General features: G+C 39.3%; 16 protein-coding genes. 2 read left to right on the top strand and 14 right to left on the bottom strand.

Annotation, left to right across the window (positions count from 1 at the left end):
• Positions 1-19: 19 nt before the first annotated feature.
• The 14 genes from PTQ34_RS03695 to rpmH form a co-directional block, all read right to left on the bottom strand.
• On the bottom strand, positions 20-742 hold the full coding sequence (locus tag PTQ34_RS03695; RefSeq protein ID WP_273932175.1) for a YaaA family protein: 723 nt from the start codon (positions 740-742) through the stop codon (positions 20-22).
• Positions 739-1,326, bottom strand: coding sequence for an HIT family protein (locus PTQ34_RS03690; RefSeq protein WP_273932173.1), 588 nt, complete (start codon positions 1,324-1,326; stop codon positions 739-741). Before PTQ34_RS03690 ends, PTQ34_RS03695 begins: the two co-directional genes overlap by 4 nt.
• Entirely contained in the window at positions 1,316-2,089 is a 774-nt protein-coding gene (gene trpC, locus PTQ34_RS03685; protein ID WP_273932172.1) for an indole-3-glycerol phosphate synthase TrpC, read from the bottom strand. The genes PTQ34_RS03690 and trpC overlap by 11 nt, the downstream gene beginning before the upstream one ends.
• Positions 2,086-3,366 carry a tetratricopeptide repeat protein gene (locus PTQ34_RS03680; protein ID WP_273932171.1) on the bottom strand — a complete coding sequence of 427 codons (1,281 nt, stop codon included), beginning with the start codon at positions 3,364-3,366 and terminating at the stop codon, positions 2,086-2,088. The genes trpC and PTQ34_RS03680 overlap by 4 nt, the downstream gene beginning before the upstream one ends.
• Positions 3,367-3,389: 23 nt before the next feature.
• Positions 3,390-4,166 carry a tRNA1(Val) (adenine(37)-N6)-methyltransferase gene (locus PTQ34_RS03675; RefSeq protein ID WP_273932170.1) on the bottom strand — a complete coding sequence of 259 codons (777 nt, stop codon included), beginning with the start codon at positions 4,164-4,166 and terminating at the stop codon, positions 3,390-3,392.
• 140 nt (positions 4,167-4,306) lie between these two features.
• Positions 4,307-5,839 (bottom strand): bifunctional phosphoribosylaminoimidazolecarboxamide formyltransferase/IMP cyclohydrolase, encoded by a 1,533-nt coding sequence (gene purH, locus PTQ34_RS03670; protein ID WP_273932169.1) that lies wholly within the window; start codon positions 5,837-5,839, stop codon positions 4,307-4,309.
• Entirely contained in the window at positions 5,839-6,609 is a 771-nt protein-coding gene (locus PTQ34_RS03665) for a DnaJ domain-containing protein (protein ID WP_273932168.1), read from the bottom strand. The genes purH and PTQ34_RS03665 overlap by 1 nt, the downstream gene beginning before the upstream one ends.
• 233 nt (positions 6,610-6,842) lie before the next feature.
• Positions 6,843-9,047: a phosphoribosylformylglycinamidine synthase subunit PurL gene (gene purL, locus PTQ34_RS03660; RefSeq protein WP_404814904.1), complete on the bottom strand. Its 2,205-nt coding sequence runs from the start codon at positions 9,045-9,047 to the stop codon at positions 6,843-6,845.
• Positions 9,048-9,138: 91 nt separating this feature from the next.
• Positions 9,139-10,455 carry a tRNA uridine-5-carboxymethylaminomethyl(34) synthesis GTPase MnmE gene (mnmE, locus tag PTQ34_RS03655; RefSeq protein WP_273932166.1) on the bottom strand — a complete coding sequence of 439 codons (1,317 nt, stop codon included), beginning with the start codon at positions 10,453-10,455 and terminating at the stop codon, positions 9,139-9,141.
• Positions 10,452-11,378, bottom strand: coding sequence for a Jag N-terminal domain-containing protein (locus tag PTQ34_RS03650; protein ID WP_273932165.1), 927 nt, complete (start codon positions 11,376-11,378; stop codon positions 10,452-10,454). Before PTQ34_RS03650 ends, mnmE begins: the two co-directional genes overlap by 4 nt.
• Positions 11,375-12,940 (bottom strand): membrane protein insertase YidC, encoded by a 1,566-nt coding sequence (gene yidC / locus PTQ34_RS03645; RefSeq protein WP_404814903.1) that lies wholly within the window; start codon positions 12,938-12,940, stop codon positions 11,375-11,377. The genes PTQ34_RS03650 and yidC overlap by 4 nt, the downstream gene beginning before the upstream one ends.
• 4 nt (positions 12,941-12,944) lie before the next feature.
• A complete protein-coding gene (gene yidD / locus PTQ34_RS03640; RefSeq protein WP_273929839.1) occupies positions 12,945-13,301 on the bottom strand; it encodes a membrane protein insertion efficiency factor YidD in 357 nt (118 codons plus the stop codon).
• Positions 13,298-13,624 (bottom strand): ribonuclease P protein component, encoded by a 327-nt coding sequence (gene rnpA, locus PTQ34_RS03635; RefSeq protein ID WP_273932164.1) that lies wholly within the window; start codon positions 13,622-13,624, stop codon positions 13,298-13,300. The genes yidD and rnpA overlap by 4 nt, the downstream gene beginning before the upstream one ends.
• Before the next feature lie 2 nt (positions 13,625-13,626).
• A complete protein-coding gene (gene rpmH / locus PTQ34_RS03630) occupies positions 13,627-13,761 on the bottom strand; it encodes a 50S ribosomal protein L34 (RefSeq protein ID WP_273929841.1) in 135 nt (44 codons plus the stop codon).
• A 158-nt stretch (positions 13,762-13,919) separates the two neighbouring features.
• On the opposite strand from rpmH, the gene PTQ34_RS03625 reads away from it, so the two are divergent.
• Complete coding sequence (locus PTQ34_RS03625; RefSeq protein ID WP_273932163.1) at positions 13,920-14,417, top strand: uracil-DNA glycosylase family protein; 498 nt, start codon at positions 13,920-13,922, stop codon at positions 14,415-14,417.
• Positions 14,414-15,628: a hypothetical protein gene (locus PTQ34_RS03620; RefSeq protein WP_273932162.1), complete on the top strand. Its 1,215-nt coding sequence runs from the start codon at positions 14,414-14,416 to the stop codon at positions 15,626-15,628. The genes PTQ34_RS03625 and PTQ34_RS03620 overlap by 4 nt, the downstream gene beginning before the upstream one ends.
• Positions 15,629-15,656: the final 28 nt, after the last annotated feature.

Here is a 15,656-nt window from a genome sequence, read left to right as displayed (position 1 = left end):
TAAGCTAATTGAAATAAAACTAATCTTGGCTTATTTCAAAGCTATAAGTGATTTTATTTTTTATCTTTGTAATTTCAAGTAGTTTTAAATCAGGAATCTTTAAAGCCAAAAACTCATCAAAAGAGCCACAAGCATTCATAGCAATATAGCGCAAAACAAGCCCTCTATAAGCCTTAGCAAAGTGACTAACGACCTTGCCGCCCTTGATAAACTTTAAAACAATATATTCTTTGCTAGGCACATAAAACTTCTCATAAAACCCAGCCCTTAAATCTAAAATTTCATCATTTTGCAAATACTGATCCAAAACCGCACTAAGCACGCTTTTATAGTAGCTTGCCGTGTCTATCCCAGCGCATTTTTCGCCTTGTTTTAGCTTATAGCAAGGCACTTTATCATTTGGCTTTAATACGCCAAAAAGATTAGAAAAAATTAGCAAATTTTGCTCTAAAAAGTCCTTGGCATCCTTATCTAAACTCCCATAATCAAGATAATCATAAGCCACGCCGCTATAACGCAAAATAGCCTCTAAACTCGTGCTAAAATCAAAAATCTCAGGCTTTTTAAGCCCTGTTAAAGCGCAAATCTGCGCCTCATCGCCACTTTTAAAAACGCTTAGATATTTATCCCAAAGCTCCGCTCTTAAAGCACCTAAACTCTCATCAAAGCTAAGCTTGCCTATATCAAATCTAGAATTCCCACCAGAATTTTTACTCTCGCTTGGGGCTAGCAATATTTTCACTTTTTATCTCCAAAAAGCTCATTAAACGCCACTTTTAGCTTATCAAACTGCTGCCCAAAAGGCACGCCATGAACGCGCGCACCGCCAATTGTGGTTATGAAGTTCGTATCTCTCTCCCACCTAGGCACAAGGTGTAAATGCACATGCTCAGCTATCCCAGCTCCAGCACAAGCTCCTAAATTCATCCCTAAATTTACTCCTTTTACGCCAAGAGTATTTTTTAGCACCGCTACGCTTTTTTGTGCTAGGCTAGATATTTCTAGCCAAATCTCACTCTCTAAGCTTTCTATATTATCGCTGTGCTTAAATGGTATTATCATAAACTCGCCTAAGGTATAAGGATAGCGGTTCATCACGCCATAGCAATGTTTTGCACGAAATAGCACGAAGTTTTCATCATCTTTGCTAGGCTCATTAGCAATAGTGCAAAACACGCAACCACTAGGCTTTGAGCCAAAATACTCACTACGCCAAGGCGCAAAAAGATGAGCAAAGAGCTCTTTATTTTCTGAGTTAGGACAAAACTCGTAGTTTTTCTCACTGCTTTGCTCTACTCTAGGAATTCTAGAATTCTCATTTTCCATATTTTATCTCTTTTAAGGCAGCCCCTGGGCTAGTTTGTTTCATAAAATGCTCACCTATCAAAAAGGCATTTACGCCTAAGGCACTAAGCTCTTTTAGCTGTTCGTGTGTCTTTAGACCGCTTTCAGCTACGATGACTTTGTCTTGTGGGATCTCAGGGACAAGGCGAGTGCTAAGGCTCATATCCATTGCTAGCGTATCAAGGTTTCTGTGATTTATGCCAATGATTTGCGCTCCAGCATAAAGAGCCATTTCAAGCTCAGCTTCGCTATGAACCTCAACAAGCGCAAAAAGCTTGATTGAACGAGCATAATCTAGCATTTCTTTAAGCTTTTCTTTGCCCAAAATTCGCACTATCAAAAGCACAATATCAGCACCATAAAGCCTTGATCTAGCGATTTGATAAGGATCTATTAAAAAATCTTTGCGCAATAAAATCGTGCTATTAAAACGCCTAATAAGTCCTAAATACTCAATATCTCCGCTAAAATAATAAGGCTCAGTTAACACAGAAATCGCACTTGCGCCGTTTTGTTCGTATTCAGTAGCGATTTCTAGTGGATGAAAATCAGCTCTTATTAGCCCTCTACTTGGACTTGATTTTTTTATCTCAGCGATTATATTCATAGAGCCTCTAAGTGCCTCTAAAGCGTCTCTTGGTTCATATCCGCTACTCATGGCTCGCTCTAAATAATCCAAGCTCATTTTCTTTTTTTGTTCAGCAACTCTATCTTTTGTCTTTGCTATTATGTCATCTAAAATCATTTTTGCTCCATTACACATTTGTTTATCGCATCTAAGTGCTCTTTTACCTCATCACTACTAGCAAATTCTTTATCTGTTAAAACTCGCTCTAGCCACTCTTTTGCGCTTTTACACTCACCTAGCTTGTAGTATCCCCACGCAACTGAGTCAATGATAAAAAGTGCCGCTGGGTCAAGCTCGTGGGCTTTTAGCGCAAGTTCTAAGCCTTTTTTAGCATCTATATCGTGATTTATAAGCAAATATCCGTAGTAGTTGTAAAAAATAGCATCCTTGCTCTCATAAACAGAGCGTTCAAAAAGCTCTACTACTTGCGCTAAAAGCTCTTTGCTAGGTTTGCTTCCAGCGTTTTCGTATTTATATATCGCCATTCTAGCAAGGTAGCTAGGCTCTTTGCTGTTTTCATAAAGCTCACTAGCTAGCTTATAAGCATTCTCAAAAAGCCCTAGCTGAGAGTAAAGCTCCATAAGAACTCCATCATCAAAGCGGTATTTTTCAAGCAGTGCCCTAGCCCCAGCAAAATCACGCTTAAAAAGCAGCACACTTAGCCCATCACGCAAGAAATTCTCACCCCCAAAGCTATCATAAAGCATAGAATAAACAGCAGCCATATTTGTACTATCTTCATTTGCAGCATAAAGCCCAAGCAGCACCAAGCAAGTCTGCTTTGTGCATCCATACTTGCTAACCCAATCACTAGCAAAAGAAATAGCCTCTTTTTGCCTGTTAAGTACATTTGCTAGCATGTCAACGAGCTTTAAAAGATTTATCTCGCTAGGCTCTAGGCTATAAGCCTTTTTAAAGGCAAAAAGTGCCAAGTCCTTTGAGTCCTCAAGCACATAAATAGTACCTAAAATGCTGTAATTTACAGCTGAGTTTGGCTCCATGGCAACTAGTTTTTTTATGATTTTTTTAGCATTTGCGATTTTTAAATTTTGTAGCTCATAGCCAGCTAGAATTCGCAAAACATCGCTATCTTTGCTCATTTGCTTTTTTGCTACCTGGACTAGCAAATCTAGCTTATCATTTCTTAGCACAAAAGCTAGTTTTAAAGCCTCTTTAGCACAGATTAACGAGCCAGTTTTTTTATACAAAGCAAAAAACTTCTCAAACGCCACTTCCTCATCTCCCCTATTTAGCGCATCAAAAGCCTCTAAATAAGCCAAATCATCGCTATTTTCTACATTTACCTGCGCTAGATTATTTGGCATGGTAGCAGTAGTCTTCGCACACGCTCCAAAAAACAGCATCACAACCAACAAAAGCCAAGTAGCTTTCATTTCCTTACCTCTTAATTAAATTATCAAATCAACGCTTGCAAATCAACGCTTATAAGATCTGCTTTAATAAAAACCTCTTTGGCAAAATCTGAGTGCGTTCCACTCTCATTACAAGCAAAAAGTGAGCCAAAAACGCAAAGTGGCGATTTTGCGCCCTTTTTAGCCACTACTAGCACGACATTTGCAGGCTTGCTAGGCTTTGAGTGCAAAAACGCTAGTTTAATAGGCTTTAGCCCCGCTTCTAATAAAGCTTGCAAAAGCCTATCAACGAGCCTTGCATCATAGCACAGTACCAGCTCGCCTTTTGGCGCAAGTAGCTTAGAGCATTTGCTAGCAAAGGCTGATATATCAAAGTTACTAGCATTGCGGCTAGTGTTTTTGTGAGCGTTTTTATTCTCTCCACCAAAATCATAAAAAGGCGGATTACAAATAATTCGCTCAAAGCTTTGGTTTCTTTGACAGCTTTGACTAGGAATTCTAGAATTTTCATCAAAATTACTAGGAATTCTAGAATTCCCGCTCTCCCAGTCTTTAAAAAAATCAGCGCAAATGATGCTAGCTTTTATATCATTTGCCTGGGCGTTAATCTGCGCTAGCTCGCAGTTTTGTGGCTGGATATCAATGCAACTTAAAGCGCAATTAAAATCTCTAGCTAAAAGCAAGCCCAAAATTCCGCATCCACAGCCTACATCTAGCAGGCTTTGGCTGGCTCTAAAAGAGCAGTTTTTTCTAGCAAAATCCCACAAAAACAAAGAATCGCTATTGTAGCGATAGCCATCTTTTAACTGAAAAAGCTTCATTTTAAATACTCAAAACTAGCAAAAACTAGACCACTTAAAAAGCAAGTATCTTTGAGTGATTTTTGCTCGCGCGTAGCAAGATAGAATACATAATTCATCGCAGCTGCGCGCGAGTAAAAAGCGCCAAAGAGACGAAGCTTTTAGTGCCAAAAATGGCGAATGCCGGTGAAGTATAAACTCATCCCATGCTCATCACACGCTGCTATCACCTCATCATCCCTTATGCTACCACCTGGCTGGATCACATTTTTTACGCCCACTTTGGCAGCAATATCAATGCTATCACGAAACGGAAAAAACGCCTCGCTAGCAAGCGCGCAGCCTGTTAAATCAAGCCCCATATCATTAGCCTTTGCCACAGCTGCACGAGCTGCGTCCACTCTGCTTGTCATACCCATGCCAATAGCTACCAATGCACCATTTTTTACATACGCTACGCAGTTTGATTTGGTTAAGGCTGCGATTTTCCAAGCTATTTTTAGATCATTTAGCTCAGCTTCATTTGCGCTTTTTTTACTCATTAGCTTAGCATTTGCTACCTCATCATCGCTTAGCTTATCACGCTCTTGGAACACAAATCCACCATCAATTGCTTTATAATTAAAGCTCTCAGTGCTACCAAGCAAAAACTCGCTTTCATGGCTAAAAATCTTTGTGCGTTTTTTATCACTATAAGCTTCGAGTGCCTCAGGCTCCACGCTAGCAGCGATGATAACCTCAGTAAAGACCTCTTTCATAGCAAGGGCAAGTTCTTTTGTAAGCTTGCCATTTATCGCCACCACGCCACCAAAGGCACTTATAGGATCGCATTTAAGCGCAGCTTTATAGCTCTCAAGTAGATTTTCTTTTATTGCAAAGCCACAAGGATTTCCATGCTTACAAATAACCACAGCAGGAGCATTGCCAAAGGCGCTAGCAATAGCCACAGCTGAGTTAAGATCAGTCATATTATTAAAGCTTGCTTCGCCTTTTAGCACTTTAAAGTTTTTGCTGATAAAGTCATCATACTCATACACAGCGCCTTTTTGGTGCGGATTTTCGCCATAACGACAATCAAATACCTTTTTTCCAGCTATAAAGCGAGATGCGCCAAAACCACCATTAAATCTATCATTCATATAGTTTGCTATCATGCTATCATAGCTTGCTGTGTGTTCGTAGGCTTTTATCATTAAATATCTACGGAATTCTAGATCCACGCTATTATTTTGAAGTTTTTCAAGTGTTAAGCCATAGTCTTTTGCGTCTGTCAAAATCAGCACAGAAGCATGATTTTTAGCAGCCGAGCGAACCATAGCAGGACCGCCTATATCAATGTTTTCTATAATCTCATCAAAATCATCAGTTTGTTTGATTGTGGCTTTAAATGGATACAAATTAACACAAACTAGATCAATTGCGCCTATATCATGTTTTTTAGCATCTTCTACATGCTCTTTTATATCTCTGCGGTGAAGGATTCCGCCATGGATTTTTGGATGCAAGGTCTTTACACGCCCATCAAACATCTCAGGGCTTTTTGTATATTCGCTAACCTCTAAGGCTTTTATGCCATTTTCTTTTAGCACTTTATAAGTCCCACCGGTGCTAAGAATTTCCCAGCCAAGGGCTTCTAGCCCCTTAGCAAACTCTACAACTCCACTTTTATCACTTACGCTAATTAACGCTCTCATTATTCACCTTTCATTTTTTTGATTTGTTCGTAGGCCTCGTTTATTTCTTGAGTTTTCTTTGTCGCTTTTGCCACCTCATCGCTGCTAGCCCCAGCACCCAAAAAATCAGGATGATGCTTACGGCTTAGCTCTCTGTATTTTTTCTTTATCTCAGCAAAACTAGCATCTTTTGAAACGCCTAGCACTTCGTAAGGGTCTATTTCTCTCTTGCTCTCGTAGCTACCATTTTTGGAATTCCAGCTAGAATTCCAACTAGAATTCTCACCTTGCCAAGACCTGCTAAACTCACGCTCAAAACTAGCATAAAAAGCAGATATATCGCCAAGATTAAAGCCCCTTGCCACCTCATCAATCGCTCTTTTTTCATTTGGGTGCAGCGAGCCATTTGCGTAGGCAAGGTGAAGCAAGTAGACGATCACGCTAGCGCATTCATCATTAGTTAAAAACCTTGCGCTTTTATACATTCTAGCCATTTCTTCTATGCTAGTTTGCGAGTTTTTTTGCTCATCAAAGATGCGTTTTAGCCTAGCTCTTGCGCCAGGGTCTTTTAGCTCTTCTTCGCACATATCAAGTATGCCTGAGATGTAACGAGCCTCGCTCTCATTAATAACCCCATCAGCCTTGGCAATGCGAGCAAGAAGCGCTACCAAAAAGGCAGCATCTTGTTCGCTAAAAGCCTTGTGCGCCGAGCCTGCTGGACTTTTGGCATAGCCCTTAGTAAGAGCGTAAAAAATAAGACCGATAATAAAAAGCGAAAACCAAAAACCCATTTTTATCCCAAAAATTTTGATTTTATAGCTTAGCAATTTAAAAAATTTCTAAGCTATAAAATTAAATAAATTTCAAAAATTCTTAGGAATTCTAGAATTCCTAAGAATTTTGAATTCAAAAAATTCTAGAATTCCTAAGAGTTTTGAATTCAAAAAATTCTAGAATTCATAAGAGTTTTGAATTCAAAAAATTCTAGAATTCCAGCATTTAAAACTCTAAATTCTAGAATTCCCTATTTGCTTAAAATTTCACTAAAACTTGAAAAATACAGCTTTTTAAGTTTATCTAAGCTCATTTCTATACTGCCTAGTTCAAAGCTATTATTAGCCTTTGTTTTGCCGATTTTTTGGCATTTTACGCCGGCTTCTTTAGCCATAGCTTCAAGTTTAGCTATATTTTTTTTGCCTTTTACGCCCACAATAGAGCGTGAGAAACTCTCGCTAAATAGCCATCTCTCATCATCATAAGGACACTCGCCCTTAAAGCCCACACCGCCAAAGGCAGACATTTTAGCTAATGTTATAGCCACACCACCCACGCCCACGCTATTGGCAAATTCCAGAATTCCCTTATCATTTGCTTTGATAACCAAATCCCAAAGAGCCCTCTCAGCTTTAAAATCAAGCTCTTTTAGCTCGCCGCCACAAACGCCAAAGAGGCTTTTCATATACAGCGAACCAGCAAAATCCGCCCCAGTATCCCCAAGCACAAAAACACTCACGCCGCTTTCTTTAAAGTGCGAATTAAGCAGTTTTTTCGCATCTTTTAGCACGCCAACCATAGCAATAGCTGGTGTTGGCTGAACGCTAATGCCGTTTGTTTCATTATATAGGCTCACATTTCCGCTTACAACAGGTGTATTTAGCTCTTTACAAGCGATTTTTATACCTTCGCAGCCTTTGGCAAACTGCCACATTACCTCAGGATTTTGCGGATTTCCGTAGTTTAGGCAGTCTGTGATAGAAAGTGGCGTAGCACCGCTCATTGCTACCTTTCGTCCAGCAGCTGCTACCGCAGCGGCGGCGCCTACTAGCGGATTTACAAAGTTCATTCTAGTATTACACTCACACGCCATCGCCACAGCCGCACCACTCTCTTTAATGCGGATTGCCCCAGCACCTAGCGAGCCTGGCATTTTTATGGTATTTGTGCCGATATGAGCGTCGTATTGGTCATAGATATAGGCTTTATTTGCGATATTTTCATCTTTTAGCAAGGTTTTAAAGGCCTTTTTAGCACTAATTTTTCTAAAATCATCTATTTTTATATTTTTGATTTTGTTTAAATATTCTGGCTCTTTTGTAGGGCGATCTAGCACTGGGGCAAGTTCTGTGACAGGCGCTATTGGTATAAGCCCAGCTAGCTCTCCCCTCCAAAATAGCTCCATATTGCCAGTGTCTGTTACTTCGCCTATTACTTCTGCGTGAAGTTCGTATTTTTCAAAAATCTCTTTGATTTTATTCTCAAAACCAGGTTTTGCGCAAATTAGCATGCGCTCTTGGCTCTCGCTTAGCATTAGCTCGTATGGATTCATGCCCTCTTCACGCATTGGCACTTTATCAAGGTATAGCTTCATGCCAGCACCACTTTTGCCAGCCATTTCAAAGCTAGAGCTAGTTAGCCCTGCTGCGCCCATATCTTGAATTCCTACGATATAATCGGTCTTAAATAGCTCTAAGCAAGCCTCCATCAAAAGCTTCTCAGCAAAAGGATCGCCTACTTGAACAGTTGGGCGAAGTTTTTTGCTAGCTTCGTTAAAGCTATCGCTTGCCATCACAGCCCCACCTAGACCATCTCTGCCAGTGCGACTGCCTACATAGATTACAGGGTTGCCAGCAGAGCCTGCTTTTGCGTAGAAAATCTCATCGCTTTTACAAATCCCAAGCCCAAAGGCATTTACTAAAATATTTCCATTAAAACTCTCATCAAAGCTAGTCTCGCCAGCTACTGTTGGCACGCCCATACAGTTTCCATAGTGGCTAATACCTGCCGCGACGCCTTTGATAAGGTATTTTTGGTGCTTATTTATACTCTCATCTTTGCCTTTAATCTCGCCAAAGCGCAGTGAGTTCATACTAGCCTCTACGCGAGCTCCCATAGTAAAAATATCACGAAAAATTCCACCCACGCCAGTAGCTGCGCCAGCAAAAGGCTCGATAAAGCTTGGGTGATTGTGGCTTTCCATTTTAAATACAGCCGCCCAGCCCTTGCCGCAGTCTATAACGCCAGCATTTTCGCCAGGTCCTTGGATGACCCACTTTGCCTTGGTTGGAAAGCCATTTAGGTATTTTTTGCTAGATTTATAGCTACAATGCTCACTCCACATGGCAGAAAATACGCCAAGTTCAAGCAGATTTGGCTCACGACCTAGGATTTTTAAAATACTTTCATACTCACTAGGGCTGATTTTATGCTGTGCTACTATTTCTGGGGTGATTTGATTATTCATTTTTACTTCCGTTTTGATTGAAATTAATGCGTGATTATATCTAAATCGCTGTGAAATTGCGCTAAATTTAACTTGAAATTTATTTTCCAAGGCAAAATGAGCCAAACATCGCATCTAAAATATCACTATTATAAGCAGGCTCGGTGATAGCTGCGATATTTTTTAAAGCCGCATTTATATGAAAAGCAAAGATTTCTAGCTCGCTTTCATTTAGCTTAAAAACAGCTTCTTTTAGCTCCTTAAGGGCAGCTTTTACAAGGCTTATTTGGCGATTTGAAGTTAGCATTAGCTCGCCACTTTGCTCAAAGCTAGCTAGCTTTTTTATCTCTTTTTTAAGTCCAGTTATATCATCTTTTGCGCTGATTTTTATAGGCTCATTTGGCAAAGAGTTTGTAGGGAATTCTAGATTTAGATCGCATTTGTTTAGCACCAAAATTTTAGTTTTTTCATAACTAGCTAAAAGCTTTATTATTTCATCATCTTCTTTGCTTTTATCTTTGCTAGCGTCAAATACAGCGATGATGATATCAGCGTCATTTGCAGCTTTTTTGGAGTATTCTATGCCGATTTTTTCTATCTCATCAGTGCTAGTGCGAATTCCAGCAGTATCTACAAAACGCACAAGAACTCCGTCAAAATTAACGCTTTCTTCAATAGTATCTCTTGTAGTGCCTGCCTTATTGCTTACAATAGCTCTATCATAAGCTAAAAGTGCGTTTAAAATAGAGCTTTTGCCTACATTTGGCTTGCCGATAATCGCTATTTTAAAGCCATCAATTAGCCCTTTTCGCTGCTCGCTTATGCTAACAATGCTTTCTAATCTAGCAATGCTAGCATCCAAACGCTTTAGAATTCCCTCTAAAACATCACTTGGCAAATCATCATCGCTATAGTCTATACAAGCTTCGCAGTGAGCTAGGATATAAATAAGCTCTTTTCTAAGAGAGCTACAAAACTCTCCAAGCTCTCCACAAAGCGTGCGTGCTAGCATTTTAGCTGCTCCTGCAGAGCGAGCTTCTATCATCGCAGCTATGCTCTCAGCCTTGGCTAAGTCCATTTTGCCATTTAGCACAGCCCTTTTGCTAAACTCACCTGGGTTTGCCGCCCTTGCGCCAAGGGCTAAAAGCTCGTCTATTATAGCAGAACTAGCCGCCTCGCCGCCGTGAGTGTGAAACTCCACTACGTCCTCACCAGTAAAGCTAGCCGGGGCTTTAAAATATATAACCAAAGCCTCATCAAGCAACTCCCCGCTCTTGCTATGAAGCTTTTTTAGATGAGCATGGCGAGGGCTAAGCTCGCCCCCACCGCTAAGAGTCTTAGCAAGTTCTAAAGCCCTAACCCCGCTAAGCCTGATTATGCTTATAGCACCGCTTGCGGCTCTTGCTACTATGGTCATCGGCTGTGAAAGTCGTTTATAATGATATATTTGCCCTCTTCACTATTTTTGATACCGACATATTTGTCTTTAAATCTCTCTCTTAGTTGTTCTAGGGCGATTTTGATTAGCACGCCATCAAGCGGTTTTGTGTTAGCATGACCAGTTTCTTCTACACGGCGAATAATGCCTTCTAGATACACTCTCATACCAGCTTCTTGATTTTTTAGAAACTCAGCGATTTCAAGGCGAACATTGAGATTGTATTTTGAGTTTATCCAGTTATACAGTAGACTTGAGAGTGCTTTGTAGCGATATCCTTCTTTGCCTATTAGTAGGGCGCAATCTTCGCCATCAAGCTTGATATATACGCTATTTTCATCATATTTGCTAACTTCTTCAATGTGTATTTTAAAATCACTTGCGTCAAAAAGAGTTTTTAAGCCACTTTCAATTTCATTTAAAATCTCAGTGTTTAATTCCCCGCCTTGCTTATTTTCAGCTTTTTTGACAAATGGCATCTCTTTTGGCTCTTCTGGTTTATTTTCATTAGAAGCATTAAAGTTATCAATGATATTATCATAAGCTTTAAGTACATTTGAGCGTTCAGGTTTTTTGCTAGGGAATTCTAGATTTTCTTTACTCTCAAAACTATTTGGCTCAGGCTTAAAACCACTCTGGCTTTTTATCTCAGGCTTTGGCGCAGGACTTTGGACTTTAGCCTCAAATCTACTCTCGCTAAAATCTTCTTTAGCAGGTTTTTTAAAGTCTTTTACCTTGCGTTTAGTAGTGCTTACCTCAAACTCTCCAAGCTTTTTAAAAAAGCCTAAAAACCCAGCACTAGGCTTTGTGATAATCTCTACATTTACATCCGCAGCTGATACGCCTAGTTCTACTGAGGCTTTTAGATAAGCCTCGCTTAGTGAATATGCTTGGATTCTCATTTTTCGCCTTTATGATGAGCGGCAATCTCTTCTGCTTTGTGGCGAGCAAAGAGCTTATTTACCACGATTTGTTGTAAAAGCGAGCATACATTGTTTGTAAACCAATATAGCGTAAGTCCTGCTGGAAAGGTGATAAAAAATAGCGTAAATATAGCAGGTAACCAGCGCATGATTTTTTGCTGCATTGGGTCGCTAAAGGTAGTTGGGGTAATGCGTTGTTGTAGATACATAGCCACACCCATTAAAATAGGCAAGATAAAATACGGATCTTTTATCGCAAGGTCATTTATCCACAAAGCCCATTGGGCACCCTTTAGCTCAATTGCATTTAGTAGCACGCGGTAGATAGCAAAGAAAATAGGAATTTGTAATAAAATCGGCAAACACCCACCCATAGGATTTGCGCCACTTTTCTTATACAGCTCCATCATGTGAGTATTTAGCTTGGCTGGGTCGCCTTTATATTTTTCTTGGATTTCTTTCATTTTTGGGGCAATATCTTTTAGCTTGTTCATTGATACCATGCCCTTATATGTAAGTGGGAATAGAATAATGCGTATAACAATAGTCATCACGATAATCGCCCAGCCCCAGTTGCCAAAATATCCATAAAGCCAGCTTAAAAAATCAAACACAGGTCTAGCTATAAAAGTAAACCAACCATACTCCACAGCGTCTGCTAGGCTTGACTCAATTGAAGTTAGCACTCTTTTTTCTTTTGAGCCGATATAGCCTTTAAGCTTCAGCTCGCCGCTACTTCGCACGAAAGCTAGGGTATTTTCATCCTTTGAGTTTTGGATAAAGACATTTAATTTACGCTCTTTATCGTAAAATAAGCTTGTATAGTAGCGATCAGCACTTGAGATAAGATCTATATTATTATAGGTTTCATCACCTTTTGCATCGCCATCTTCTATTATATCTAGGCTATCATCGCTTTTGCGAAGCATCACACCATGGACTGTGTAGCCATCAGCTAGCACATCTGGTCTATGACCTGGAGTGATGAAAAAATCACTATTTGATTTTACACTCAAATCATAAGAGCCATTTGCGTAGAAAGTAAGGTGTTTTGAAATGCTCTTTGCGCCTAGTTCTTGGGTTAAAATTGCCTCAAAAATTCCACCATTTTTTGGCTCTATTTGCTCTATTTTATAAGGTGTTTTAAAGGCTAGTTCATTTAGCGCAGTATCACTAAAACGCACTTCGAGTGGCATAGGGTCTTTGCTGATTAGTTCTATATGAGAGCCATCTTCATTTACAAACTTTGCGTTATTTAATATAAAACTAGAAATACGTCCTAGCTCATCAATTGTAGCGTTAAACTCGCTAGTATTTATGTGAGCTAAAATAGCTTTTTGATCCTTAGTAATAGGGGCTTTTACTAGATTTGAAGCATCATTTGGATCTAGAATTCCCTCTTTTAGCGCAGGGGCAGCATTGCTCGCATTTAGGCTAGCGTTATTTTCTAGCTGTTTTTTTGGCATAAAATAAAAATCATAAGCTATAAAAAAAGCCACAGAAAGCACCGTGGCAATAAGTAGTCTTGTTTGGGTTGTCATATTGCTAAACACTTGGATTTGTCCTTATATTTTTAATAAGATAAAATTTTTTATTTTTGTAAGGGACTAGCCAAAAGCTAGGGAATTTAATACTTTTAGAATTTGGGAGCAGATTATTTTTTGCTATATTTTTCTTTATAACAGGATATTCTATGCCACCGCTAAAAAGCTGATTACAGCGTAGAATTCTAAGCATTATCGCTAAACTTGCTTTGAAAAAATTCTCATTTTCTAAAAGCCAGCTAGCATAGCTAGAACAGCTTGGATAATACCTGCAATTTTGCCCCAAAAGCGGTGAAATAAATGCTTTATAAACCCTTATAAAAAAGAGTGGTATAAAATTCATACTTTTTACGCTCATTGCAAAGCCCCTATTTTTTTAAGAGCCCAGCGGATATTTTTGCTAGCTTGAGAATACTTTGAACTAAGCAAACTATCCTTTGCGATTATCACATAATCACCAAGCTTAGCAGTGCTGGCCAACTCACTAAATATCGCTCTTAGGCGTCTTTTGGCACGATTTCTGGCTACAGCATTGCCGATTTTTTTGCTTGCCACTACTGCAAACCTAAACTCATCAGCTGCCAAAAAATACACGCTAGCATCATAACAATGCCATTTTTTAGCATTTTTATATACCTTAGCAAACTCGCTTGTATCGCTAAGACGCCCATATTTTGGCATTATTAGGCTGCTAGTCTTTTTCTGCCTTTTGCTCTGCGTGCGCTTAGAACTTTGCGGCCATTTTTAGTTTTCATACGCTCTCTAAAGCCATGAGTGCGTTTTTTAGGCACTTTGTGTGGTTGATATGTTCTTTTCATCTTGTATCCTTTAAAAATAAAATAAAGCGGAGATTTTAGCCAAACTTTGCTTAAACTTTTATTTGTATGCTCTAATTTATTCTAAAATTCTTTAGAAATTCTAGATTTTAAGCTAAAATCAGCTAAAATCTCAGCCAAATTTTTTTAGTAAAATCAAAATGAACCAAAATTTAATTAAAAATGAAATCATAAATTGTAATCTATGCCCACTCTCAAAAATACGCTCTACTAGCGTAGAACCAGTGCTTGAGAGCGTGGATGTGCTTTTTGTGAGTGAGTTTTTTGATGAGAGTTTTGAGCCGCTTTGTGATTTTAGCTGGGCTTATACTAGTATTTTTAAGTGCATCCCAAAGCAAAATGCCTTAGCGCAGTTTTTAAAAAACGCTGATTTAGCTACTTCTCTTGGCTTTTGCGCTGAGTATTTAAAAAGTGAAATTAGCATTTCACAACCAAAAGTGGTAGTAGCCCTTGGGCAAAGTGTTTTTGAGTTTTTTGTAAGTCCGTTAGAATATGCTTATTCTAGCATTGTTGGGGATTTTTATCGCTGCGGGGAGTTTTTTATCATGCCAGCACACGAGAGTGCGCATCTAGCAAAAAACCCTAGCCTAAAAGAAAAAATGAGAGAAAATCTAGACAAAATAAAAGGAATGATATGAAAAAATCTTTAAGAGCATTTTTGCTTAGTATTTCGTGCTGTGCTAGTCTTTTTGGAGCAGCAAATAAACTAAGCGATATCGAACCAGCAAGAGAGTTTTATGTGGATTTAGAACCAAAAGCCTGCGATACAAAATGCCTTTTAACTCTGCTAAAAAAAGGGCAGATTTTTAGCTTTTTATCTAGATTTAGAGAAAATTTCGCAAATGACGAGTTAAGTATGAAATACAGAGATTTTCTAGCTGGAAACTTTGGCTCTTTTGTTACTTCATCTACGCCTAGCTTTGTGCCTACTGGTAATACTGCTAAAATCGCCGTGCTAATCCCGCAAAAAACCATAAAAAGCTACTCTGTAATCGTAAGCAACTCTATAATCGCTTATAGTGCTGCTGCGAAAAATAAAGCCTTGGTGCAGTTTTTTCTTTTTGATGATGAGAGCAATATAGGATCTGTGCTAGAAAATATCCTAGCGCAGGGCTTTAACTACGCTATTGCGCCTATTACTGATGCTGCCTTGGAGCAAATCGCTGATGAGAGGTATAAAGGAATTTTCTTTTATGTGCCGACCTTACACGCAAGTCTAGCTCGCTATGAGCAGCCAAATATACTTTTTGGCGGTGTTGACTATGATGGGCAAATACGCTCTTTAAGCCAAAAAACAGATGGTAAAATCGCCTCAATAAGCGATGGTAGCAGGCTTGGCTCTATGCTAAATCGCCAAGTAGCCTTGCAAAATCCAGATGCTTTTTTAAGCGTGATTGAGACAAAAAATGTGGATTTAAGAGGTGAACTAAGGCGTTCAGGCTTTATGGGGGCTAGCGTTTTTCTAAATACCACTTTGCTAAAAACCTCGCTGATTAGCTCACAATTTAGGGTATATGATGTAAATGTAAAAAAGGTGCTTTGTACGCAGATTTGCTACGACCCTGCGCTTTTTAGCCTTACTCAGCCAAGCGATAGGGCAAATATGTTAATTGCGATTTCTTTTAGTGATATTGATGAGAATCTGCTAGCAAACGCAAAACTACTTGGCGTGGATCTAAAATACGATAGAGTTGCGTATCCGGTGATGTTTGGGATGGACTATATCATCACAAATTTCATTGACAAAAACGCTCATAGCTTTTTTATGGAGAGCGTGAGTGGCTCACAAGTCCAGTATAAAACGCAGATTTTACAGCCTACAAAAAGCGGCTTTGAAATCGTAGAGTAAAATATTAGCAAATATCTAGGGAATTCTA

It is taken from the genome of Campylobacter magnus, assembly GCF_028649595.1.
GTDB lineage: Bacteria > Campylobacterota > Campylobacteria > Campylobacterales > Campylobacteraceae > Campylobacter > Campylobacter magnus.
This window is presented reverse-complemented; position numbering and strand designations above follow the sequence as displayed.

Bases quoted from the DNA above. Each gene is read 5' to 3' on its own strand.
- PTQ34_RS03690 (WP_273932173.1), bottom strand. From the start codon at position 1,326: ATGGAAAATGAGAATTCTAGAATTCCTAGAGTAGAGCAAAGCAGTGAG.
- trpC (WP_273932172.1), bottom strand. From the start codon at position 2,089: ATGATTTTAGATGACATAATAGCAAAGACAAAAGATAGAGTTGCTGAA.
- PTQ34_RS03680 (WP_273932171.1), bottom strand. From the start codon at position 3,366: ATGAAAGCTACTTGGCTTTTGTTGGTTGTGATGCTGTTTTTTGGAGCG.
- PTQ34_RS03675 (WP_273932170.1), bottom strand. From the start codon at position 4,166: ATGAAGCTTTTTCAGTTAAAAGATGGCTATCGCTACAATAGCGATTCT.
- purH (WP_273932169.1), bottom strand. From the start codon at position 5,839: ATGAGAGCGTTAATTAGCGTAAGTGATAAAAGTGGAGTTGTAGAGTTT.
- PTQ34_RS03665 (WP_273932168.1), bottom strand. From the start codon at position 6,609: ATGGGTTTTTGGTTTTCGCTTTTTATTATCGGTCTTATTTTTTACGCT.
- mnmE (WP_273932166.1), bottom strand. From the start codon at position 10,455: ATGACCATAGTAGCAAGAGCCGCAAGCGGTGCTATAAGCATAATCAGG.
- PTQ34_RS03650 (WP_273932165.1), bottom strand. From the start codon at position 11,378: ATGAGAATCCAAGCATATTCACTAAGCGAGGCTTATCTAAAAGCCTCA.
- yidC (WP_404814903.1), bottom strand. From the start codon at position 12,940: ATGACAACCCAAACAAGACTACTTATTGCCACGGTGCTTTCTGTGGCT.
- yidD (WP_273929839.1), bottom strand. From the start codon at position 13,301: ATGAGCGTAAAAAGTATGAATTTTATACCACTCTTTTTTATAAGGGTT.
- rnpA (WP_273932164.1), bottom strand. From the start codon at position 13,624: ATGCCAAAATATGGGCGTCTTAGCGATACAAGCGAGTTTGCTAAGGTA.
- rpmH (WP_273929841.1), bottom strand. From the start codon at position 13,761: ATGAAAAGAACATATCAACCACACAAAGTGCCTAAAAAACGCACTCAT.
- PTQ34_RS03625 (WP_273932163.1), top strand. From the start codon at position 13,920: ATGAACCAAAATTTAATTAAAAATGAAATCATAAATTGTAATCTATGC.
- PTQ34_RS03620 (WP_273932162.1), top strand. From the start codon at position 14,414: ATGAAAAAATCTTTAAGAGCATTTTTGCTTAGTATTTCGTGCTGTGCT.